This is a genomic window from Aquirhabdus sp. (assembly GCF_046462495.1).
Lineage (GTDB): Bacteria > Pseudomonadota > Gammaproteobacteria > Pseudomonadales > Moraxellaceae > Aquirhabdus.
Window position 1 is genome coordinate 43,239 of the sequence record NZ_JBKGVE010000002.1, and the last position, 22,603, is coordinate 65,841.

At 43.9% G+C, this 22,603-nt stretch carries 19 protein-coding genes and 1 tRNA gene; 8 read left to right on the forward strand and 12 right to left on the reverse strand.

What is annotated here, in order from left to right; genetic code table 11:
- Position 1 precedes the first annotated feature (1 nt).
- The 4 genes from alaS to ACLHG7_RS00405 all read left to right on the forward strand — a co-directional run bounded on the left by alaS (position 2) and on the right by ACLHG7_RS00405 (position 4,818).
- Positions 2 to 2,665 (forward strand): alanine--tRNA ligase, encoded by a 2,664-nt coding sequence (gene alaS, locus ACLHG7_RS00390; RefSeq protein ID WP_410209119.1) that lies wholly within the window; start codon positions 2 to 4, stop codon positions 2,663 to 2,665.
- Between the two features lie 103 nt (positions 2,666 to 2,768).
- Positions 2,769 to 4,049, forward strand: a complete 1,281-nt coding sequence (locus ACLHG7_RS00395; protein ID WP_410209120.1) for an aspartate kinase — start codon at positions 2,769 to 2,771, stop codon at positions 4,047 to 4,049.
- Between the two features lie 230 nt (positions 4,050 to 4,279).
- Positions 4,280 to 4,519 (forward strand): carbon storage regulator CsrA, encoded by a 240-nt coding sequence (gene csrA / locus ACLHG7_RS00400; RefSeq protein ID WP_114898974.1) that lies wholly within the window; start codon positions 4,280 to 4,282, stop codon positions 4,517 to 4,519.
- 223 nt (positions 4,520 to 4,742) lie between these two features.
- Positions 4,743 to 4,818: transfer RNA gene (locus tag ACLHG7_RS00405), tRNA-Arg, on the forward strand.
- Between the two features lie 22 nt (positions 4,819 to 4,840).
- On the opposite strand, the gene ACLHG7_RS00410 is transcribed toward ACLHG7_RS00405, so the two are convergent.
- Complete coding sequence (locus ACLHG7_RS00410) at positions 4,841 to 5,164, reverse strand: hypothetical protein (RefSeq protein WP_410209121.1); 324 nt, start codon at positions 5,162 to 5,164, stop codon at positions 4,841 to 4,843.
- Between the two features lie 436 nt (positions 5,165 to 5,600).
- Here ACLHG7_RS00410 and ACLHG7_RS00415 point away from each other — a divergent pair, with 436 nt between their 5' ends.
- On the forward strand, positions 5,601 to 7,307 hold the full coding sequence (locus tag ACLHG7_RS00415; protein WP_410209122.1) for a proline--tRNA ligase: 1,707 nt from the start codon (positions 5,601 to 5,603) through the stop codon (positions 7,305 to 7,307).
- A gap of 75 nt (positions 7,308 to 7,382) precedes the next feature.
- Here ACLHG7_RS00415 and ACLHG7_RS00420 read toward each other — a convergent pair whose 3' ends face one another.
- From ACLHG7_RS00420 to hpt, 6 genes are all read right to left on the reverse strand, one after another.
- A complete protein-coding gene (locus ACLHG7_RS00420) occupies positions 7,383 to 7,772 on the reverse strand; it encodes an acyl-CoA thioesterase (protein ID WP_410209123.1) in 390 nt (129 codons plus the stop codon).
- A gap of 69 nt (positions 7,773 to 7,841) precedes the next feature.
- Positions 7,842 to 8,942 (reverse strand): alpha/beta hydrolase, encoded by a 1,101-nt coding sequence (locus ACLHG7_RS00425; protein ID WP_410209124.1) that lies wholly within the window; start codon positions 8,940 to 8,942, stop codon positions 7,842 to 7,844.
- A gap of 146 nt (positions 8,943 to 9,088) precedes the next feature.
- Complete coding sequence (locus ACLHG7_RS00430; protein ID WP_410209125.1) at positions 9,089 to 10,141, reverse strand: YdcF family protein; 1,053 nt, start codon at positions 10,139 to 10,141, stop codon at positions 9,089 to 9,091.
- Entirely contained in the window at positions 10,128 to 11,174 is a 1,047-nt protein-coding gene (gene murB, locus ACLHG7_RS00435; protein WP_410209126.1) for a UDP-N-acetylmuramate dehydrogenase, read from the reverse strand. The genes ACLHG7_RS00430 and murB overlap by 14 nt, the downstream gene beginning before the upstream one ends.
- Entirely contained in the window at positions 11,171 to 11,671 is a 501-nt protein-coding gene (locus tag ACLHG7_RS00440; protein WP_410209127.1) for a low molecular weight protein-tyrosine-phosphatase, read from the reverse strand. The genes murB and ACLHG7_RS00440 overlap by 4 nt, the downstream gene beginning before the upstream one ends.
- Positions 11,672 to 11,890: 219 nt before the next feature.
- Positions 11,891 to 12,535: a hypoxanthine phosphoribosyltransferase gene (gene hpt, locus ACLHG7_RS00445; RefSeq protein ID WP_410209128.1), complete on the reverse strand. Its 645-nt coding sequence runs from the start codon at positions 12,533 to 12,535 to the stop codon at positions 11,891 to 11,893.
- A gap of 249 nt (positions 12,536 to 12,784) precedes the next feature.
- Here hpt and ACLHG7_RS00450 point away from each other — a divergent pair, with 249 nt between their 5' ends.
- The 3 genes from ACLHG7_RS00450 to ACLHG7_RS00460 all read left to right on the forward strand — a co-directional run bounded on the left by ACLHG7_RS00450 (position 12,785) and on the right by ACLHG7_RS00460 (position 15,023).
- Positions 12,785 to 13,975: an iron-containing alcohol dehydrogenase gene (locus ACLHG7_RS00450; protein WP_410209129.1), complete on the forward strand. Its 1,191-nt coding sequence runs from the start codon at positions 12,785 to 12,787 to the stop codon at positions 13,973 to 13,975.
- On the forward strand, positions 13,972 to 14,418 hold the full coding sequence (locus ACLHG7_RS00455) for an acyl-CoA thioesterase (protein ID WP_410209130.1): 447 nt from the start codon (positions 13,972 to 13,974) through the stop codon (positions 14,416 to 14,418). Before ACLHG7_RS00450 ends, ACLHG7_RS00455 begins: the two co-directional genes overlap by 4 nt.
- Before the next feature lie 77 nt (positions 14,419 to 14,495).
- Positions 14,496 to 15,023, forward strand: a complete 528-nt coding sequence (locus ACLHG7_RS00460; RefSeq protein ID WP_410209131.1) for a GNAT family N-acetyltransferase — start codon at positions 14,496 to 14,498, stop codon at positions 15,021 to 15,023.
- A gap of 4 nt (positions 15,024 to 15,027) precedes the next feature.
- Here the strand turns inward: ACLHG7_RS00460 and dnaX are convergent, their stop codons facing one another.
- The 5 genes from dnaX to ACLHG7_RS00485 form a co-directional block, all read right to left on the reverse strand.
- Complete coding sequence (dnaX, locus tag ACLHG7_RS00465) at positions 15,028 to 17,094, reverse strand: DNA polymerase III subunit gamma/tau (protein WP_410209132.1); 2,067 nt, start codon at positions 17,092 to 17,094, stop codon at positions 15,028 to 15,030.
- A 202-nt stretch (positions 17,095 to 17,296) separates the two neighbouring features.
- Positions 17,297 to 17,845 (reverse strand): hypothetical protein, encoded by a 549-nt coding sequence (locus ACLHG7_RS00470; RefSeq protein ID WP_410209133.1) that lies wholly within the window; start codon positions 17,843 to 17,845, stop codon positions 17,297 to 17,299.
- Positions 17,842 to 19,116 carry a serine hydrolase domain-containing protein gene (locus ACLHG7_RS00475; protein ID WP_410209134.1) on the reverse strand — a complete coding sequence of 425 codons (1,275 nt, stop codon included), beginning with the start codon at positions 19,114 to 19,116 and terminating at the stop codon, positions 17,842 to 17,844. Before ACLHG7_RS00475 ends, ACLHG7_RS00470 begins: the two co-directional genes overlap by 4 nt.
- 133 nt (positions 19,117 to 19,249) lie before the next feature.
- Complete coding sequence (locus ACLHG7_RS00480; protein WP_410209135.1) at positions 19,250 to 21,718, reverse strand: ABC transporter permease; 2,469 nt, start codon at positions 21,716 to 21,718, stop codon at positions 19,250 to 19,252.
- A complete protein-coding gene (locus ACLHG7_RS00485; protein ID WP_410209136.1) occupies positions 21,715 to 22,557 on the reverse strand; it encodes an ABC transporter ATP-binding protein in 843 nt (280 codons plus the stop codon). The genes ACLHG7_RS00480 and ACLHG7_RS00485 overlap by 4 nt, the downstream gene beginning before the upstream one ends.
- Between the last annotated feature and the right edge of the window lie 46 nt (positions 22,558 to 22,603).

The following is a 22,603-nucleotide window of genomic DNA, read 5'->3' on the forward strand; positions in this document are numbered from 1 at the left end:
CATGACAGTTAAGCCGCAAGTCCCTACTGCCGCTGACATTCGTGAGGCATTCTTACGCTTTTTTGAAAGCAAAGGACATACACGCGTCCCATCCAGCAGCCTAATTCCTGCCAACGACCCAACCTTGTTATTTACCAATGCTGGGATGAATCAGTTTAAAGATACCTTTTTGGGTCTTGATCCTCGCGATTATGTCCGTGCGACCTCCAGTCAAAAATGCGTCCGGGCTGGCGGAAAACACAACGACCTTGATAATGTCGGTTACACCGCTCGCCACCATACTTTCTTTGAAATGCTCGGAAACTTTTCTTTCGGAGATTATTTCAAAAGAGAAGCGATTGCTTTTGCGTGGGAATTTCTGACCAGTCCCAACTGGATGAACATTCCAGCAGATCGTCTCTATGTGACCATCTATGCAACTGACGATGAAGCATTTGGATTTTGGCAAAACGATATTGGTTTAGATGCATCACGGATCATTCGCATTGGTGATAATAAGGGTGCGGCTTATGCATCTGATAACTTCTGGGCCATGGGCGATACAGGTCCTTGTGGTCCTTGTACAGAAATTTTCTACGATCATGGTGCTGATATCGCCGGCGGTTTACCCGGAACACCTGAAGAAGATGGCGATCGCTTTATTGAAATCTGGAACTGTGTATTTATGCAGTTTAACCGCCAAAAAGATGGAACCTTACAACCTCTACCTGCCCCTAGTGTTGATACGGGTATGGGTTTAGAGCGTATCAGTGCGGTCATGCAACACGTACATGCCAACTATGAAATTGATTTGTTCCAGCATTTGATTCAATCCGCATGCAGGATTATTGGCATTGAAGATGCGGGGCAGCCCTCTTTACGCGTCGTCGCAGATCACGCACGGTCATGTTCTTTTCTGATAGCCGATGGTGTAATTCCTAGCAATGAAGGCCGCGGTTATGTGCTTCGTCGCATTATTCGTCGTGCGGTTCGTCATGGGAACAAACTCGGGGCAACCGGTGCTTTCTTCTATCAAATGGTACAACCTTTAATTGATGTGATGGGCGCAGCATATCCTGAACTCATCTCTCGTCGCGATATCATCGAAGCGGCTCTACGCAAAGAAGAAGAACAATTTGCTCGCACACTCGAACAAGGTCTAAAACTGCTTGAAGCTGAATTGCCCAACCTCAAAGGAATGGTTATTGATGGCGAAACTGCATTTAAACTCTATGATACCTATGGCTTCCCAGTTGATTTGACAGCAGATATTGCGCGTGAACGCGGCTTAACTGTCGATCAAGAAGGCTTTGAAGCCGCAATGAACGAACAGCGTCGTCGGGCACGCGAAGCAGGAAAATTTACTGTTGACTACAATAGCTTTATTAAAGTGGATAGTCAGACTCAATTCGACGGTTATAACGCAACCACGGGCTCCGGTCAAATCGTTGCGCTTTATAAAGACAATCAACCCGTTGATACGCTCAGCGAAGGTGATGAGGGTTTCATCATCCTTAATCAAACGCCTTTTTATGCAGAATCCGGCGGTCAGGTGGGTGATACGGGGACATTAACGGGTTTGGATGGGATCTTTGAAGTACAGGATACTAAAAAATCTGGTAATGCGATTGTGCATCAAGGCGTGGTTACGATGGGTAAAATCCAATCGAACCAGACTGTTGAAGCTGAGGTTAAACAGGACTTACGTGCAGCAATTTCACGTAATCACTCAGCAACTCACCTCCTCCACGCCGCGTTGCGCCACGTTTTAGGTGAGCATGTAACTCAGAAAGGTTCGTTGGTCAGTGCTGACTTGCTGCGCTTCGACTTCTCCAATGATCAGGCTGTTACGCCAGAACAAATCGCTGCCGTTGAACGTCTCGTTGCTGAAGAAATCATTGGTAACTATGCCGTTGAAACTGAAGAAATGAGTATGGCCGAAGCCAAGACCAAAGGCGCAATGATGCTCTTTGGCGAAAAATACGGCGATGAGGTTCGCGTATTGGCCATGGGCAATAAAGCCAATGATCAATATTTCTCTGTTGAACTTTGCGGTGGCATCCACGTAGATCGCACCGGAGACATTGGTTTATTAAAAATTACCAGTGAAGGGGGTATCGCCGCAGGTATTCGTCGTATCGAAGCGGTGACAGGTTTAAATGCATTGAATTTTGTGCAAACTGGCGAGCGTCAGCTGTCACAAATTGCTGGCTTAACCAAAACAACCCGTGGTCAGACCTTCGAGAAAGTCAGTGCGCTTGCTGATCGTAATCGTGATCTGGAAAAGCAGATTGAGCGCTTAAATCAAAAGCTAGCAAATGCTGAGAGTGTTGAACTGGCCGCTGCTGCACGCTGGGTTGGGGACGTGAAAATTCTTGTTTCTACACTTGAACAAGTTGATGGTAAGTCTCTCCGTACGCTGCTTGATAGTGTGAAATCACGCTTACCCGAAAGTGTCATCGTACTCGGCGCAACGGATGGTGACAAAGTCAGTCTACTTGCTTCTGTTGCGTCTTCGCATACCCATAAAATCAAGGCTGGTGAGATTATTAGTCATCTAGCAGGATTGTTGGGTGGTAAAGGTGGTGGAAAACCCGATTTGGCTCAAGGCGGTGCACCGCTTACTCCTGAATTTGTCCAAGTCATGCAAGACTTGCCCGCTTGGATTGAAGCAAAATTGGCTTGATGGCACCCCAGTTTCATCGTTTTACGTTTATCAATTTTTAAGCAATTGCATGACTTTAAAATAAGTTAGGCTATTTTTGAAGAACAAAGGAATAACGGAGCACATGGCACTTATCGTCCAAAAATACGGCGGCACTTCAATGGGTACGCCTGAACGCATTTTAAATGTCTCACGTCGTGTCAAACGCTGGCATGATCATGGTCATCAGGTTGTTGTCGTCGTTTCTGCTATGAGCGGTGAAACTAATCGCTTGATTGGTCTTGCCAAAGCCATCAGCGAAACACCTGATCCACGTGAACTTGATCAGATGCTTGCGACAGGTGAGCAAGTTACGATTGCAATGCTAGCCATGTCTCTAAAAAGCATCGGCTTAAATGCAAAATCATACACGGGTGGCCAAGTCGTTATCCGGACTGATAGTTCATTTAATAAAGCACGCATTCAATCAATCGATGAATCTGCAGTACGCAAAGATCTTGATGCAGGTTCAGTGGTTATCGTTGCGGGCTTCCAAGGGATCGATGATGATGGCAATGTCACGACCTTGGGTCGCGGCGGCTCTGATACGACTGGCGTTGCGATGGCAGCAGCACTCAAAGCTGATGAATGCCAAATTTATACCGATGTAGACGGGGTCTATACAACTGACCCTCGCGTCGCCCCTAAAGCCAAGAAACTGGATCGCATCACTTTTGAAGAAATGCTTGAAATGGCGAGCTTGGGCTCAAAAGTATTACAAATTCGCTCTGTTGAATTTGCAGGGAAATATCAAGTGCCCCTTCGTGTTCTCTCAAGTTTTGACAATGAAAACGATGGCGCATACGACGATGACTTTAAACGCAACGTCGGGACATTAATTACGACTGAATCGGAAACGACTATGGAACAACCCATTATCTCTGGTATCGCGTTTAACCGTGACGAAGCTAAACTTATTGTACGTGGTGTACCAGATCAACCTGGTATTGCCTCACGCATCCTCTCCCCTGTGGGTGATGCGAATATTGAAATTGATATGATCGTACAAAATGTTGCTGCAGACGGAACAACGGACTTTACGTTTACTGTGAATCGTTCTGACTATAAGAAGACTCTTGATCTGATGCAACAAATTGGTCGGGATGTTGGCGCGCGTGAAGTCACTGGCGACGATACGATTGTTAAAGTATCCATCGTCGGCGTTGGTATGCGTTCGCACGCAGGTGTTGCTAGTCAAATGTTCCGTACATTAGGTGCGGAAGGCATCAACATCCAAATGATCTCAACGTCAGAAATTAAAATCTCTGTCGTGGTCAATGAAAAATATTTGGAACTGGCTGTCCGTGCACTGCATACCGCATTTGAACTGGACCGCGCAACAGGTGAAAGTCGCGCTCAGGCGTAATTAGAAGATACAACTTCAAATCCAGCAGCTTAGGAATAGACTGCTGGATGCTACTTATTGTATCTTACGGTAACAAAGTACGCTAAAACGCGAACTATACTGCAATTTTTTTAATAAAAATGGTCTTAGGGTCTGTTAAGGCGGATTGCTTTACGCCATACTGCATACAGCAAAGTTGCAACTGATGGCATGCACATCAAAGCTGACACAATGAAACAAGGAGAGTAAATATGCTGATTCTGACTCGTAGAGTGGGCGAAACGTTAATGGTTGGCGATGAAGTCAGCGTCACCGTATTAGGCGTTAAGGGTAATCAAGTACGTATTGGTGTGAATGCACCCAAAGAAGTATCGGTTCATCGTGAAGAAATTTATCAACGCATTCAACATGAGCGTGCGATGCATGAGCACCTGCAGCATTTAGAGCAGGATTATCAACCCTCATTTGATGATGAACCATTTAATCGTTGATCTTTTTCATATCAATGAATGAAATATGCATTGATATGAAATCAAATTGCTCATCCTCGTCATGTATTATTTTGGATAGACCCTTTCCTCAAATTTAAAATAAGCTTTGATGAACATCATGGCTTATTTTTTATCGAAAGTTGTTTATTGTATTTAATTTTTTATGGCTTAAAATTAGAAAAAATGTATAAACCGTATGATTTTATGATTTAATTCGCACCCTACGCCTTTAGCTCAACTGGATAGAGCACCTGCCTCCTAAGCGGAAGACGTGGGTTCAAGTCCCGCAGGGCGTACCAATTTTTCCTGCTTCATTTTCTGTCACGATTGATGAGTGATTCTTGCACGAATTTCCGTATATTCGGTTTCACTCGCATTCGCCCACCCTGTAAATTCGACACGAAAACTTCGACCTGACATACGCAACAGAGAGATTGCTTTTAATCCATAATCTTTTTGACTTTCATCTGCTACATACCAGTTTATGCTCGGGAATCCGCGAACACCGTACAACCCTTTCACTAGAAATTCTACGGTCTTACAAATTCGGGCTTCAAAATTTTTATCGTGAGGGGAATAAAAAATAATGACACAATCTGTTTCTCCACCTAGAACAAAAGAGAATGTTTTATAAATTAAATCCATGATAAAGAAACTTTGTTCCTGAGCAGGTACACGATAGAAATATTAATTGTTAAATTTTCAAAGTTAAAAAACTAAGCTTCCCCTTTCTTATTTCACTTCAATATCAAATATATAAATTTCCAGCCCTCGTATATTTTTTTGATCCAAGATTGGTTTGCACACTAAGCGACAACACCGCTCAGTCCTATAAATAAAATATGGATTGAATGAATTAGAACTTTATTCGGCTAAAACCTATATTAGCAATAAAGTGATAACTAGTTAACACTTTATTGCTAATATTTTTAAACTTCACTCATCTTTATCACATTAAGTCATTCAAGAATTTTCTTTACTGCCTAAAAATCATAAATCCTCTTTTATTCGCTTTCGATTGCCCCTAACATAGCCACTTGAATTTAAATGCTCTATTGATATCGGTTTGAAGGATTGTTTTATGCGCGCCAGTCAGTTTTTTTTCTCCACATTGCGCGATACGCCAAGTGATGCAGAAGTCATTAGCCATCAACTGATGCTCCGTGCTGGCTTAATTCGTAGACTCGCGTCTGGCTTATATACGTGGATGCCACTCGGCTTACGTGTATTGCAAAAAGTAGAAAATATTGTGCGTGAGGAAATGAACGCAAGTCATGCACTTGAGTTGAAAATGCCCGTTACTCAACCCGCTGAGCTATGGCAAGAATCTGGGCGCTACCAAGCTTATGGCCCAGAGCTTTTACGTTTCAAAGACCGTCATGATCGTCCTTTTGTACTTGGGCCTACACATGAGGAAGTGATTACGGATATTGCCCGTGAAACACTAAAAAGCTATAAGCAACTGCCTGTTAATTTCTATCAAATTCAGACCAAATTTCGTGATGAAATTCGTCCACGCTTTGGTGTGATGCGTTCTCGCGAATTTTTGATGAAAGACGCCTACTCGTTCCATACCACACGTGAATCTTTGGCTGAAACATATCAAGTCATGTACGACACCTATAGCCGCATTTTTACCAGATTAGGTTTGAACTTTCGTGCAGTCCAAGCCGATACAGGTTCTATTGGTGGCTTTGCATCCCATGAGTTTCATGTCCTTGCTGATAGTGGTGAAGATGATATCGTCTTTTCTAATCTCTCAAGCTTTGCAGCCAACATCGAGAAAGCAGAGGCCATCAGTACTGGTGAACGTCCAGTAGCCAGCAAAGCACTAATATTGGTCGATACGCCGAATCAAAAGACCATCGATGAGGTGAGCCAATTTTTAAATGTGTCTAAAGATACAACAGTTAAAACGCTCATCGTCCATGGCATTGCAGATGAAACGGGCAAGCATACTTTCGTTGCCTTGGCTCTACGCGGTGATCACACACTCAACGACATTAAAGCCGAAAAAATTGACGAGGTTGCTTCTCCACTAACGTTCGCAAGTGATGAAGAAATTACGGCACTTGGGCTAACGATTGGTTATATCGGTGTACACGGTTTACCTGTTCCACTCTTTGTTGACCGTGCAGCTGCCGTGCTCGCAGATTTTGTTACGGGTGCAAATACGGCAAATCAGCATGCAACAGGCGTCAATTGGGAACGTGATGCGCAGATTACGCGTATTGTTGATATTCGTAATGTCGTCGAAGGCGATCCATCACCTGATGGTCAGGGTACGCTCACGATTAAGCGCGGCATTGAAGTCGGTCATATTTTTCAACTCGGACAGAAGTATTCTGAAGCCTTAAATTGCAAGGTTTTAGGTGAAGATGGTAAGCCTTTGGTCGTTACCATGGGTTGCTATGGGATTGGTGTAACACGCGTGGTTGCTGCGGCAATAGAACAAAACTACGATGATAGCGGTATTTTATGGCCACAAGCGATTGCGCCATTTACTGTAGCCATTGTTGCTATGAATCCAGCAAAATCTCCTCGAGCAGTTACTGCCAGTGAAGAACTGTACGCTGAACTTACTGCTCTTGGGCTCGATGTGCTACTCGATGATCGTAATGAACGTCCAGGCGTCAAATTCGCAGATCTTGAGCTGGTTGGTATTCCGCATCGCATTGTTATTGGTGAGCGAGGGCTCGATGCTGGTACATTTGAATACCGCGGACGCCGTGATAGCGAAGCCCGTGAATTGACGAAAGATGAGTTATTCGCCTTGCTACAAGGTTAATTTGTGAAAAATGCGGGGCTAGTGAACACTGACCTCGCATTTTTAAAAACTCATTATCTCTTTATAAATTAAACGTTAAGAAATCAAAGCCTCTAACTTCTGACGATATACATCAGGAATTCGATCAGATTTTTGTGTATCAAAATCAAAATAAACCTGTACGGCCTTTCCTTTTGCGACTAACAGATTACTTTGCCACGCCTCTTGAACGACTACAAAGGAGGAGTTTCCCACATGCTCAATCCCGGTTTTTAAAATCACCTCTTGCCCATAGTGTGTTTGAGCAACAAAATCAATTTCAATACGAGCCAAAATCAAAGTCAGTTTCTTGATATCCAGCTCAGGGGTAAAAATTCGAAAAATGGGCTCGCGTGCCGCCTCAAACCACCCTGCAATCACTGTATTATTGATATGACCAAACGCATCTGTTTCATAGAAGCGCGGCAGAACCGTCATATAAAACATAAATATTCCTAATATAGTATTAACGAACAAAAACAGCACCCATTCGATGCTAAATGTTACTTTCTTGAACTAACCTTTCAAAAAAACGGGAATTAATGAAGTCAAAGGTGCACGAATCTCCGCACATTCATTAATGAGTTGATGAGAGGCATCTTCAATTAAGAGCGTCACTTTAGTCCGAAATTTCCGATGCACATATTTATTATTATATCGCCAATCTACAGTCTGATCACGTGCACCTTGAACCAACCACACAGGAAAACGACTGGCAGGTAACTGCTCCATATACGGCATCCAGCGACTCAATGCTAATATCCAGCTCATTGCCATTGCACGAGGCTGTAGTGGATCCTGCAACCGTACAAAACGCAAAAACTCTGGGTTACTGTTATTGCGCCTAAAACTACGTGGAATATTACGTTTCACTTTGCGAATTAACGATAAACCAACCGGATTATGCCACCATGCACTTTTTGCAGGACGCACTAAGGGGGACATTAACAACAACCGATCTATAATCGGAGGCTGCTTTCGTGCACAAGACTTAAGGACATGATCCATCCAAATCGCACAGCCTGTGCTCTGACCAGCCCCTAACCAAGGTTTTGGTAGTTCATCATCGCCCTGCTCAGTGACCCATTGATGAATGTCTTTTAACACGGATTGATAGACTGAAAAATCAGTAATCCCTGTCTCCTCACCAGAAGACAGTCCATGTCCAGGAAGATCAAATAACAGCACGACATAGTTCAGCGAAAGCAACTCTGCAATCATCGGTTGATAAAGTGCAGAATGTTCTAAATAACCATGCAGTAACCATAGTGTTCCGATTGCTTTGCCCAGCGGCTTAAAAATTTGAACATGAATTCTATGATCACCAGCACGCAGATAACCTTGATGATGAATAGCGAGAAGCTGGTCTAATGCATATAAAGCACGATAACCACGTAGCGAATCCGAGACTTCGTTAATATCGAGCGATAATGGTGGTAATTCTCGTGCGGTTTTTATACGGTCTGGGGCAGGTAATTTGCGCTCGCTAAAGGCTTCCGGCAAAACAACCGTACTTCCTACCTTTGCTTTAGTCTTTTTGAGTTTTGATAATTTAATGCGTGGGGTCTTGATGTTCTGAATCTTGGTTTTAGATTCAGTTCCACGTAAACGATCCATGATATTTTTCGTAGTGGGGCGGTTTAGGGAGGCAGCTTTTTCTTCATTTATTTGATTAACTGATTTTGCGATCTCAGCCATGATATCCATCCAGTTTTGCACGTCATTTCAAGCCTAGCATACATGAAAGTACGGTACGACATCCACTAAGGCACCTCTCGACACCCAACAACACCAAACCAACGATCACGGGTAAATGCAACAAGCTCATGAAGCGCCCGACGTGTATGGGTTAAGTTCCTAGCATCAGGCCACCATGGCGTGGGATCACCTGGCAAAGGTGCAGGCACCGCTACAGTTTCAATCCCATTCATGGCAAACAGCCAACGTGCACGGGGAACATGCCACTCATCAGTGACGAGCTCTACACGCGGGGCTCCCCCTAATTTTTGCAGCATCAATGCGCTAAATCGAGCATTTTCACAGGTATTCATGCTACGTGCCTCAAGCCATTGGGCTGTGACGCCCTTATTTTTAAGCCACGCTTGCATGTAAGGCGCTTCTACACCACTTAGAAATATCGGCAACTCGGTTGCGCGATGCTGACTGATGGCTTGCAATAAACGGAGTTGGCTAAAGATATTAGGAATGATATTGCCTTGATCATCACGGGTTAACCCCCCGCCCAACACAACGATTGCTTGGGCCGTACTTTTTGAACCATCTAAAACGGGTTGAGGAGGCAAATTTATCAGATCAACCTTTGCATCGGGATGATCTGAGCCCTTCTCAAGTATCGACTCATCAGCCAATTGCTGAATCTTACGTTTTTCATCTAATGTTCTTGCGTGACTAAGCTCTTTAGCTAAATCTGCTTTAGACTGAGGCTTTTTGTCGGCAGACTGCTCTTTAGAATTCGCAAGATTGGCGCTTTGTTTCGTTGATGTGACCTGCGGTGTTTTAGATTGAACTTGATCTTTTGTTTCATTTACATCTGAGGCCGATGCATTATCTGAAGTAGCAACACTGGTTTGATGGCTTGCGGCAGCAATAGGATTGACCTTAATATCAATTTTATTTAGATTTTTTAAAATAAAATCAGATAAGAAGGATGTCGTTGATAATAAAGTCAGGATCACTATCAGTACAATGAGCCATGCAACCATTTTTCCAAATCCATGCAGAAATAATCGACCATGCCGTTTTTTAATGGGCACTGACGAAACTTCTGTAGGTTTAGAAATTTCAGGCTGACTCATCGTATGCTCCGATAGGTACAACCGGCTCACGCTCAAGCCGGACAGAAAAGCGCGACCAAACATCCGCCTGTACTGCCTCAGATAATGCCAATACATCTTGAGATGTGGCACCACCATAGTTCACAAGCACCAGAGCTTGCTTTTCATACATCCCTACACGACCCGTGATCCCACCCAATCTCCGTCCCTTCCAACCCACCTGATCAATAAGCCAGCCAGCGGCCAATTTAACCTGCCCATCAGCCTGAGGATAACCAGAAATTTGCGGCCATTCGGCTTTAAGACACTCGAATTGATTTTTTGAGACGCATGGATTTTTAAAAAAACTTCCTGCATTCGCGATCTTAGCGGGGTCTGGAAGTTTTTGACTCCGGATATGAATAATTGCATTCGCAACTGACAACGGTGTTGGGTGTTCGCCAGCAGCTTGAATGACATCCCCATACCCTAGCACTAATTGAGGCTTCTTGCTGAGTGCAAAACGTACTGAAACGATGACCCACTCACCATCTTGTTGCTTGAACAAGCTATCTCGGTACGCAAACTGACACTCTTCAGGTCGTAAATCATGTAACTGCCCACTCCGATCCATCGCTTGAACAGAATACAATCGATCAACGATCTCAACACCATATGCACCAATATTTTGAACTGGCGCCGCACCTACAGTGCCTGGAATGAGTGCTAAGTTTTCAAGCCCAAACCAACCTTGTGCAATCGTTTCCATCACCAACTGATGCCATGGCTCGCCTGCCATAACTTCAATAATGACCCGGTCACCATCGGTACGTAATAATCGAATTCCTTTAAGCATTGGACGAATAACCAACGCATTCAATGTATTTGGCAATAATAAATTACTGCCACCGCCCAGAATCAAACGTGGTAAACGTTTAGCTGTTACGGATTGCAAAATATTAGAAAGAGCACGGATACTATAGACTTCTGCGACAAAACGAGCCTTACAGGGTAAACGCAACGTATTTAAACGATCCAGTGGTGCGTGCTCGTTCAACTGTATCTGTTGGATCATATTTGTTTTTTCCAATGGCGGACCCAAGCGGATGCACTGCTTTCAATTTGATGAATTACCCGTTCAAAATCATATGCTTCACCATAGTAAGGATCAGGAACTGACTGCAAAGGATACACAGGATCATGCTCACTCATCAGCGCTAACTTTGCAATAGAGCGTTCCTTATTGATTTGCGGTGCAATCCGTAAAAGCCAGTTCTGAAGATCCGACAAATTCGCATGATCCATGGCTAGAATCAAATCAAACTCGATGAAATCCCGATCGCATACTTGCCTAGCTTTCAATGCAGATAAATCATAACCATGTTGCAAAGCATGGTGTTGACTACGGCGGTCAGGTGCAACACTAGGGTGATAATTACTCGTGCCCGCTGAATCCACCGCTAATTGGAGCCCACTCCGTTCAGCTATCGTTTTTAAAATCACTTCGGCCGTGGGTGAACGGCAGATATTTCCCAAACAAACACACAGCACACGACTTGGAATGACCGTCATCCATTACAACCCTATCAAAAATGTTTAAAACGAACGCAATTGAAACAATGGATAACAGCATCAAGCGATAAGAAAATTTACTCGCAAGATTTGATCATCAACGACGAGATAAACGCAATACATCTTATAACGAGGACCCGTTAAATTTGGTGACTATATTGCTTCGGCTTGTCCTGAATTGTGTGCTTTATCGTTATTCTACTCATTAAGCACATAATTTTATGCGTTTGGGTTCTTCACCACACCAATGAAAGGGAGATTTCTATAACGCCCTGCGGCATCTAAGCCACAGCCCACTACAAATTTATTAGGGACTTGAAAACCGCAGTAATCAATTTTGATTTCTTTTTTCCGCGTTTCAGGCTTATCAAGTAGGGTGGCTACACGAATACTATTAGCCCCGCGCGAACCCAAAATTTCAGTTAGACGAAATAGCGTCAACCCAGTATCAACGATGTCTTCACAAATAATGACATCTTTACCACGGATAGGATGGGTTAAATCTTTAAGAATTTCAATATCACCCGATGACACAGTACCATCTTTATAGCTGGATACTGCCATGAAATCGATGATTAACTCCAAGTCAACTGCTCTCATCAGGTCTGCCATAAAGATACACGAACCTTTTAAAATACCAATTAATACGAGATTCTTATTTCCAGCATAATCATGGCTAATTTGTTGACCCAGTTGATCAACACGCTGCTTAATTTGTTCGGCGGTATATAAGACTTCTAAATTAGGGTTCGTAAACTCTGATGAAATGATAGATGTGTTCAAGGATGAGGATTGATTTGACATAGTTTGCAATGGTTTGCTTGGAGAATAAGAAATACTATTAGATTGGAACCCATCAGTCAAACAGCTAAACCTGTCATGACAACCCGCCCAACTTTAAACTGTTCTTATTTTTACATACCATGATTCGGTTTGATGAACGGAGTAGCCCTGCTTAAATCATTAAATCACTTGGGCAGAGGTTGATGATGAGAATATACAACAAAAAGTGATCAAATTTCATTGTAAAATCAATAACACATTAGACCAATAATTTTCAGTCAGTCATGAATAGAAAATACTCTGAATATAACCAGTTGCAGGAATTATATAATGCAAGGATTTAGCTTCGATACTGTCCGTAAGATCGTTTGTGCAGCAGGTAGCAGGCATACACTGGGAGCGATCTGTCTTGAGCTTGGCATGAAACATGTGCTTTTCGTCACTGACCCCGGCATCATCAAATTTAACCTACATCTAGATGCGCTTAAAAGTCTCGAGCAATCAGGCCTTAAGATCACAATCTGTGCCGATGTCCAAGCTGACCCTCCAGAACATATCGTTGTCCATGCAACGGAGTCCGCTAAAAAGCAAGGTATTGATGGTGTCATTGGTTATGGCGGTGGTAGCTCAATGGATGTTGCAAAACTTATTGCGCTTCTTGCAAACCCTGCACAATCTCAAAATATATCTGATATTTATGGTGTTAACAACATCAACGGTCAACGCCTCCCTCTCATTCAAATTCCGACTACAGCTGGCACAGGATCAGAAGTCACTGCTGTTGCAATTGTGACGACAGGCGAAACAACAAAAATGGGGGTGGTTTCACCCACGTTATTTGCGGATATAGCAATACTTGATGCCGAGCTCACACTCGACCTTCCTGCTGCGGTAACTGCTGCTACGGGTATAGACGCCATGGTTCATGCAATTGAAGCATTCACCAGTCAGCATAAAAAGAATCCCTATTCAGATATGTTGGCGCGTGAAGCGTTGAAACTCCTCGATCAACATCTACAAACTGCAGTTCATCATGGTCACGACATCAATGCACGTGAAAAAATGTTGCTGGGAGCAATGATGGCGGGACAAGCTTTTGCAAACTCACCAGTCGCTGCTGTTCATGCATTAGCCTATCCATTAGGCGGTCACTATCACATACCGCATGGATTATCGAATGCATTAGTCCTCATTCCTGTGCTAAGATTCAACTTGTTACATGCAACAGATTTGTATGCGGAGCTCTATCGCACGCTTGAGCCTGCGGTAACTGGCAATAGCGATGAACTTGCAGAGAAATTAATCCAAAGATTGGAACAACATATTAAACACAGTGGATTGCCAAAGAACTTAAGTGAAATGCGAATTAAAGATGCTCAAGGTGATATTCATACAATTCCACTTGAACACTTACCCATACTTGCTGCAGATGCCATGAAACAAACCAGACTACTCATCAATAATCCGCGTCCGCTGGTTGAAGCAGATGCCCTTGCGATCTATCAGGCAGCCTATTCATGACCCGTGCCACTCCCCATATCCGTGCAGACTATATCTGGTATACCGACATTCCGACTCGCTGGGCAGATAATGATATCTATGGACACGTCAATAATGTCATGTATTACAGCTACTTTGATACCATTGTTAATCGCTATCTGATTGAACTTGGCGGTCTTGATATCCAACACGGTCATGTCATTGGTTTAGTCGTCGACTCTGGCTGCAGCTACTTTTCACCTGTGGCATTTCCAGATCGACTGGAAGGTGGCCTGCGTGTTGCACATCTTGGACACTCATCAGTTTATTATGAAATTGGCATCTTTCATGAAGGTGCAGATGCAACCACAGCCCAAGGCCGCTTTGTGCATGTTTTTGTTGACCGTGAGTCGCGTAAGCCTGTGCCCATCCCAGCCGATTTACGTGAGAAGCTAGCTTTACTTCTAAAAATGGAAAGTGCGTGATTTAAAGATATGCCGATCAGTCTTCGGAAATTGCAGGTAGAGGACATAGAGCATTATCCTCAAGGTTTAGCATATTTATGAAACTTGATAAAATTCGCATTGCTACTCTTACCGATGCGCTTGAAATCTCCACGCTCGTCAATGCAGCCTATCGTCCCAAATCTGATCAAGCAGGTTGGACACATGAATCTGATCTTGTTTCAGGTTCCCGCACAAGCTACGAGCAAATTATTGAGATCATAGAAAAAAATGATTCGATTGTTTTAGTCGGTATTTATAATACAAAGATTTATGCCTGTGTACATATCGAAAAAGCAGATCATCATTGCTATATCGGAATGCTGGCGGTAGCTCCAACATCACAAGATTCAGGGTTAGGCAAAGAAATACTCAACCATGCTGAACAGTTTGCTATCGACTACTTCTCAGCTGAAAAATTCGTAATGATTGTCTTATCCGCTCGCCATGAATTGCTTTCTTTTTATCTTAGGCGCGGATATCAAAAGACAGGTACAAGTATGGACTACCCTCTATCGGCAGGTGTTGGTTTGCCTAGACAGAATAACCTTAGAATAGAGATACTCGAAAAAAGTCGTGACTCTTAGAACATTATCCAGCTAAGCCCTCTTTCATCACCAGCTCAATAATCTCGCCCTCAAACTCAGTAAGAAGTGGCGCAACAACAGGGTCAATAACAAGCAGCTCTCGTGCTTTGATTTGTGCTTGTTTAATTCGTAGCTCTTTACGCTGTACAGGGGTAATCTCATCAGGAGTAACATTGATAATTTCAAGCTGAGTTTGTGGCCAATCCTCTTTCAATGCCTCGAGCAACCCATGACGCATTTCAGCAGTTAAAACGCGATGTTCGGCCGCAATTACAAACTCAATAGCACCGCCAATAGCACCCCGCATCAATCCATGTTGACCTAAACTTAATACCCCTCCAAACAGCTTCCCAACAAGCGCCCGTTCACGAAGCCAATATTCCCATTTTTCAGCTGTCCACTCACCAGACAGTTCGGCAACGGGATGAGCCAGAATCTCAAAAGGGTTCAAATCACCTGACTGGTATACGGTTGTTGTAGTCTGCACCGAAGCGGTAATCTCTTCGACTGATGCATGCAACGGCTCGTCAACAGCGATACTCTTCTTTGGACTCTCCACAGACTCAAGCTGATCGACGACCAATGCAGCCGCCGCTTGAGACTCTTTTTGGTCAAAATCTAAAATCTTTCCATCACCAACCATGTCACTTGCTAAAAACGATTGATCAGCAAGTTCAGCATCATTTGCATCAATCTTCTCATCGGATAGTTCGACTTGCTCTACTTGGTCAATATCAGTGGAAGTCACTAATGCAGGTTGCTCATGCACTTGAAGAGATGTGTCTTCAGCGGGGTAAACAATGTCAGGACTAGATTCTGCAATAGGATGAGGAACAACACTTGGTGAGATTACTTCACTGTTTTTTTTTAGTTCAACATCATCATTTAACTCTAAACGCTCTGGTTGAGAGGTTTGATGCGCATGAATATGATCAGACTCAAGAGCGGATTCATGGTTTTGTTTCAGGATAACTGCCTCGGTCACCGCCAATGGTCTAAATGCGAGTAAACGCAAAACACACATCTCAAAGCCTTGCTGTGCCGTCACTGCGAGCTTCAAATCCGCACGCCCTTGCAGCGCAATCTGATAATACAACTGCACATCTTGACGATCAAAACTCAAAGCCAATTGATGCAAAATTTCCGCTTCGAGTGGTGTTCCGATATCGGCTTGCTTGGGCAATAATTGGGCAAGTGCAACCTGATGCAGGAGGGTAATCAACTGATCAAGTACAGCACTCACATCTACGGCTTGTTGAGTTAGATCAAATAATATCTTAGCGACACGATCACCCTGCCCTTGATGAAGGGCCTGTAATAGATGTGCAACTTGGCTACGATCTAGCAGACCCAGCATGGCTTGCACATCAGCGCCCTGTACACTGCCTTGTCCATATGCAATCGCTTGATCGGTCAACGACATGGCATCACGAAGTGACCCTTGTGCAGATTCTGCCAACAACCAAAGCGCAGCATCGTCAAATGCAATTTGCTCTTTACCAAGTACTTGTGCCAAATGATCATGAATTTCCTGGCGCGGCAATGGTCTTAACGTAAATTGCAAACAACGGGACAGCACAGTCACTGGTAACTTCTGAGGATCAGTCGTGGCCAACAAGAACTTAACGTGCTCAGGAGGCTCTTCTAGCGTTTTAAGCAAGGCATTAAAACTATGTGTCGACAGCATATGAACTTCATCAATCAAATAAACCTTATAACGCCCTTGGGTGGGTGCATAAGGGACATTATCCAGTAGCTCACGCGTATCTTCGACTTTAGTACGAGATGCAGCATCAATTTCAATAAGATCAATAAAACGACCTTCATCGATTGCCCGGCAAGTTCCACATACGCCACAAGGTGTCGCAGTGATCCCTGTCTCACAATTGAGGCATTTCGATAAAATACGCGCAATCGTTGTTTTACCAACCCCCCGGGTACCCGTAAATAAGTAAGCATGATGTAATCGACCTCGCTCAAGTGCACTGCCGAGCGCACGCGATACATGCGTCTGCCCTACCAATTCCGCGAAATTGCGAGGACGATACTTACGCGCTAAAACTTGATACATGCAGACTTCCAACTAAAAACACGGGGGAAATAATAAAAAATGATCATCTATCGATACGGGCTGATGCTTGTCGCACAGTAAATTTTAACATAAGTCTAGGATAACTAATTTAACAAAAGGAAACACGCACGTTTTAATTTTTGACACAACAAACTCAGTGTCCCAAATCCGTTTTAGCCTTATTTAACACGCAGTCACAAAATTATTCCGTTGTTGCTGCATTCACCTTTTCCCAGCAATGCAATAAATACTCAACATCCCAAGCAGCGCGATGTTGTCGTCCTAACTCCTTCTTCGTCGTCTCTAAAATATCGAATAAGGGCTCATCAAATACATCTGGAGCGGCTAAGACATCTTGCGACATCAAACGTATCATGAGCCATATGGCATCCCCAATTACAAATGTCATGCTTTGACCGCACGCCGTGAATAAAACTTGTATCCAGCGTAAATCATACCGAGGAACATCGCTATAAAGTACCTGACCTGCAAGACTTTCATTCATGCGCTGACATAACCAATGGGGATCAACACCATCTTCAAATAATTGTTTAAGACTAATACCATGGATTCTTTGTGAATCTTCACTCCAATCAACCCATTCTTTAATATCACTAGGGTTAATTAAGTAACTTTCGATTTTCCCTAATTCAGCGCCCCATGCAACCTCAATCGGAAAAGATCGTGTCGATAGACTTGAAGCTTCACAATCGATAAAGATAGGCCGATGAGGGATGTTTTCTAAGCTCATAACCAACCTCGACGTCCATTAATCACCTTATCTGCCAATTGCAATGTCCGTTGACTCAGCCACCAGAATCGGGGGTCTCCCCCGATAGAATCCATACTATAGCTTGTGACAAATGCGATACTCAGCTCTCGATCAGGATCGCACCATGCACCTGAACCGTTATACCCCATATGACCAAAACCATTGGGAACACGTTTGCCCATCGTAATTACACGATGATACCCAAGACGCCAACTCATCGAAATCGGCATAACGCGATCACGACGACGATGTTGGATCGCTGATAGTTGACTCATCGTTTTCCGAGAAAGATAGGATCTACCTTCAAACTCACCACCCGCAGCAAGCACCGCATATATCTTTGCTAATGCGCGAGCGCTGAAAACGCCATTAAATGCGGGCATACAGGCTTGCAGGGCATCATCACTAAACAAATCAAATTGCCCCATCTTTTTAGGAACCAGCGCATCTCTGACATCCAAAGGATCTTGGCCAAAGAATTTTAAGATGCTCTGCGTCGTCGTCAGCGTTGGCGGTGACTTAGAACTGGGCTTGGGATTTTCTGGTGTATTCGAATGCGTTGTAGGCGGCTTGCGATAAGGTCGAGCTACCCGTTCAAGCTCCGTATCAGGCGTACCAAAATAAGCTTCACCGGTTAGTCCAAGGGGTTCGACCAGTTCGCGCTCAAAGGTCACAGCAAGGGGCTCTTGCATTACTTTTTCGATGACACCCCCGACTAGCCAGCCGAAACTTAATGCTTGATATGCACTAGCAGAGTTTGGCTCAAACCGCGGTATCGCTTGTTCGTAGGCTTTCAGCATCGCATCCCAATCCAACATCATTTCAGCAGAATGGATGACATGGCGGATATCATAAAGTCCAGAGGAATGAGACAACAAATGGCGTAAAGTAATATTTTCCTTGCCTAAAATACCAAATTCTGGCCAATACTCACGGACGGGACGATCATAATCCAGATAACCTTTATCAACGAGGATATGAACAAGCGTTGCCAATACCCCTTTTCCCGTTGAATATGAAAGACTTAAGGTATCTTCCTGCCACAGTGTCGCACCTTGCTGTAATCCCATCCATAAATCAGCAACTAACTCCCCACGAAAATAGACTGCTAGTGCCACACCGCCTTTGCGATTCAAGGGAATCACCTGACGCAAAGCTTGCATCAAAGGTTCAAACTCTGGCGTACACGATCCATTAACCACATATTCGGTTTGTCCGCGTAACTGCTGAATGAGGTTAAGGATCTCCATGGATTATTATTCCTGCATTAAATATCTTTGCGATCTAAAGTCTTTATTAATAGTTATTGCATTTTTATAGTTAATAAGCTTAATAAATTGGATTGTACAGAGAATTATGCTTATTTCTAGTGTATTCATCAGACTAAACTCCAAGTTCGCGTAATATTAATGCAGGAGGGGTATTCCAGAGAGAACGTACTCGGCTTAATCCAACCATAACGGTGATCGTCATCATGAATAGCGGTGCGATAATCCACCATACGCCATGCAAGCCAACCGCTAAATCAAATCGCCATGCCAATACCAAACCGACAACTTCAGCAATCACGACTGCAAGCAATCCAGCAGAAAATCCTAAACTGGCAAGCTCAAGCATTAAACGTAAGCGCAATTGCGACTTTGAAGCACCTAAAGTTCGCAGTAAGGCCGCTTCGCGCTTTCGCTCATCCATCGTGGAGTGGATACTTGCAAGCAATACCAAAAGGCCAGATAAACCAACCAAGCTTGCAAGCAGAGTCAATGCTTGTCCTAGCATATCGAGCAAATGACGAATTTCCTGCAAAATCGCATCGATATCAATCAGCATCGTTGTTGGAAATTGTTGAATCACAGTGGCTAGTTGCTGATGATCGCCTTTGGGTAAATAAAAACTGCCGAGATAGCTTCCTGCGTTAACATCCAAGGACCCTTTTGAATACATAAAAAAGAAATTTGGCTTAAAACTATCCCAATCAACCGAGCGTAAACTAACAACAGTTGCGACAAGCCGCCCCTCTGGCAAGCTCATTTCAATACGATCCCCTAAATGAATTCCAAGTTTACCTGCCAGCTTTTCCTCGACAGAAACTTGCATTGGGGCACTGAACGAATGCCCTGCAACCAAAGCATTATCAGCTGGAACTTGATCTGTCATTGTCAGATTGAGTTCACGTTCAAGTCTATTCTCTCGTCGAAGCTGACTGCTCAACTCGTGATTATTAATGCTTTTTAGTCTCCCTTTAACACTAGGATAAAGGGGCGTACTCACCCAATGATACTGAGCAATTGCTGCTGTAAATGCATCTTTTTGATCCGGAGGAAGCCCGTATACAAACTGATTAGGCGTCCCTAATGGTAGGCTGGTTTGCCAGCGATTGAGCAAATCACCGCGTAATAACATGACAACGCCTATCAAACCCAAGCCCATGGCTAAAGAAACAATTTGCAATGCCGTCGTTGCAGGTTGGCGTAATAAAGCCGACTCCACACGTCCACTCCGTTTCACAGTGATAATGACCAACCACGCTATAGCAAAAGTGACTAAGAAAACAACACTGATAGCGACAATGATTATTAAGCTAAACCACAGTTTTCCGGTTTGCAGAACCACAAACCACAGTAATGCAGTCCAGGCCAATCCAAAAATCAACAATGAAGACCATACCCGTGAATTAACACCCAATACCGAAAACACGCTTGTCCCCAAGTCCGTACGCAATACTTTTAGCGGTGAAACCCGAAGCATTTGTAATAACGCAGGCAAAGCAAACCCCAAAAGCGTCACTGTCGCCGTTAGCATCCCTGTCAGCAATGGTGCTTTGATAAACAGTAAAGGTTGAAAGTTAATTTCCAGTGACGGTAAGGTATTTCGCAACATCATTAACAAGCCTTCTGCAAAAAATGCTCCAAGACCCGAACCAATCAGTACGGCAATACACCAAACCACCAACAGCACGCCCAAATACGCAAACCAGATCTGTAGCCTTGTCGCACCGAGACAGCGAATTAGGGCAAGACTATCTATCTGCTTTGCAGCAAAACGTCGAGCCGACAAAGCCACAGCAATACCGCATAGAACAATTGTCAGCAGTCCCGCAACCTGAGCATAATCGCTCAATAAGCGAATGGGTTGATTTAATCGATTATTGTTTTGACCTGCAGTTCTCAATCGCTCAGCGCTGGTCAATTTTCTTTGATTCTCTTCAATAAAATGAGCCACAACATCAGGTGGACCAGCAAGTAACAATCGATACTCTAGTCGACTGCCCGGTTGTATGATCTGAGCTTGAGCAATGTCATCCCTATTCATGATAATGGACGGTGAAAAACCATTCATACCGAGCTCACGATTCGCATCTCGACGAATCACTCCGGCAATCTGTAAATTGGCCTCACCAATACGGATAGAGCCTCCAATAGCAATATGTAAAACATCGAGTAACCGTGGTTCTACCCAGACTGTACCTTGCGCGGGTGCATGACTGAGTATCGCTCCTCCCCCGTGTTGCTCTATCAATAGATCGCCACGTAACGGAAAGTTAGGCTCTACCGCTTTCACACTGGATAAAGCAAACTGCTCGCCCGCTTGTGCCATCGAACTAAACGCCAAAACTTGGCTTTGTTTCAATGCAAAAGCACGTGTGTTCCAAGCAGATTGAATAGGTGACGTACTGGTAATCGCAATATCTGCTGCCAATAACTGCCCTGCTTGCTGCTGTACGGCGCTTAATAATGTACGGGTTGTAAACTGCAACATCGTCGTTGCTGTCACAGCTAGAATTAATGCAGTAAGCAACAGCCCTAATGTACGGCTACCTATACTTTGCCGTAGAAGCACGGTAAAAACACTCATGATTCGAGACCTACATTCTCACCTAATATTCCAGCAGGAGATGGGTTAGTATGAAGTTGCTCACCAACGTTCAAATGACCGGCAACCAAATGAAGCTGTCGGTTACAACGCCGAGCCAACGTAAGATCGTGCGTCACGACAACTAATGTGGTCCCCTGTTCCCGATTTAACTCAAACAATAAATCTTCGATATCATTTGCCGTCTGACCATCTAGATTACCAGTCGGCTCATCCGCAAAAATAATTTTAGGCTCATGAACCAATGCCCGGGCAATCGCAACGCGCTGTTGCTCACCGCCGGATAAGACTCTGGGATGCTGAAGCTTTCTAGCAGCGAGCCCCACGCGATCAAGCATAGTCGCTGCCAACTCGCGCGCTTGTTTAGCCGGTATACGCCGTGCGAGCGTTAAGGGTAAAGCCACATTTTCAAGGGCGCTTAAATGGGGTAATAACTGAAATGATTGAAAAACAAACCCTATATAATCTAAGCGAACACGTGCACGTTGATCTTCGTTTAAATTTTGGAGTGGGAAATCGAAGATACGAATATTTCCGGAGGCGGCAGTATCTAAACCAGCAAGCAAACCCAATAATGTCGACTTTCCTGAACCAGATCGTCCCGTAATCGCAACTTGCTCGCCCTGAGGAATCTGAAAAGAAATATCATTTAACACCGTTAACAAACCGGCTTCCGTCTTGACGATTTGAGTGACATGTTCTACTTGAATCGCGACAGGCTTTTCTGGATGATGGTTTATGTCAGGAGTTAAAAGTGCATCATTATTTTTTCCATTCTGAGCGGAGGTCACAGATGACTCCCCAACCAACAAGTCCGACATAAAATTACCCTTAAAGATTGATATCGCTTGAGACGAGAATGACATG

Excerpts from the sequence above, each read along its gene's own strand:
- csrA (WP_114898974.1), top strand. The coding sequence starts at position 4,280 with ATGCTGATTCTGACTCGTAGAGTGGGCGAAACGTTAATGGTTGGCGAT.
- ACLHG7_RS00485 (WP_410209136.1), bottom strand. The coding sequence starts at position 22,557 with ATGTCGGACTTGTTGGTTGGGGAGTCATCTGTGACCTCCGCTCAGAAT.
- ACLHG7_RS00425 (WP_410209124.1), bottom strand. The coding sequence starts at position 8,942 with ATGGATCGTTTACGTGGAACTGAATCTAAAACCAAGATTCAGAACATC.
- ACLHG7_RS00415 (WP_410209122.1), top strand. The coding sequence starts at position 5,601 with ATGCGCGCCAGTCAGTTTTTTTTCTCCACATTGCGCGATACGCCAAGT.
- ACLHG7_RS00440 (WP_410209127.1), bottom strand. The coding sequence starts at position 11,671 with ATGACGGTCATTCCAAGTCGTGTGCTGTGTGTTTGTTTGGGAAATATC.
- alaS (WP_410209119.1), top strand. The coding sequence starts at position 2 with ATGACAGTTAAGCCGCAAGTCCCTACTGCCGCTGACATTCGTGAGGCA.
- ACLHG7_RS00470 (WP_410209133.1), bottom strand. The coding sequence starts at position 17,845 with ATGAGCTTAGAAAACATCCCTCATCGGCCTATCTTTATCGATTGTGAA.
- ACLHG7_RS00460 (WP_410209131.1), top strand. The coding sequence starts at position 14,496 with ATGAAACTTGATAAAATTCGCATTGCTACTCTTACCGATGCGCTTGAA.
- ACLHG7_RS00455 (WP_410209130.1), top strand. The coding sequence starts at position 13,972 with ATGACCCGTGCCACTCCCCATATCCGTGCAGACTATATCTGGTATACC.
- ACLHG7_RS00475 (WP_410209134.1), bottom strand. The coding sequence starts at position 19,116 with ATGGAGATCCTTAACCTCATTCAGCAGTTACGCGGACAAACCGAATAT.
- ACLHG7_RS00420 (WP_410209123.1), bottom strand. The coding sequence starts at position 7,772 with ATGTTTTATATGACGGTTCTGCCGCGCTTCTATGAAACAGATGCGTTT.
- murB (WP_410209126.1), bottom strand. The coding sequence starts at position 11,174 with ATGATCCAACAGATACAGTTGAACGAGCACGCACCACTGGATCGTTTA.
- ACLHG7_RS00480 (WP_410209135.1), bottom strand. The coding sequence starts at position 21,718 with ATGAGTGTTTTTACCGTGCTTCTACGGCAAAGTATAGGTAGCCGTACA.
- dnaX (WP_410209132.1), bottom strand. The coding sequence starts at position 17,094 with ATGTATCAAGTTTTAGCGCGTAAGTATCGTCCTCGCAATTTCGCGGAA.
- ACLHG7_RS00430 (WP_410209125.1), bottom strand. The coding sequence starts at position 10,141 with ATGAGTCAGCCTGAAATTTCTAAACCTACAGAAGTTTCGTCAGTGCCC.
- ACLHG7_RS00410 (WP_410209121.1), bottom strand. The coding sequence starts at position 5,164 with ATGGATTTAATTTATAAAACATTCTCTTTTGTTCTAGGTGGAGAAACA.
- ACLHG7_RS00395 (WP_410209120.1), top strand. The coding sequence starts at position 2,769 with ATGGCACTTATCGTCCAAAAATACGGCGGCACTTCAATGGGTACGCCT.
- ACLHG7_RS00450 (WP_410209129.1), top strand. The coding sequence starts at position 12,785 with ATGCAAGGATTTAGCTTCGATACTGTCCGTAAGATCGTTTGTGCAGCA.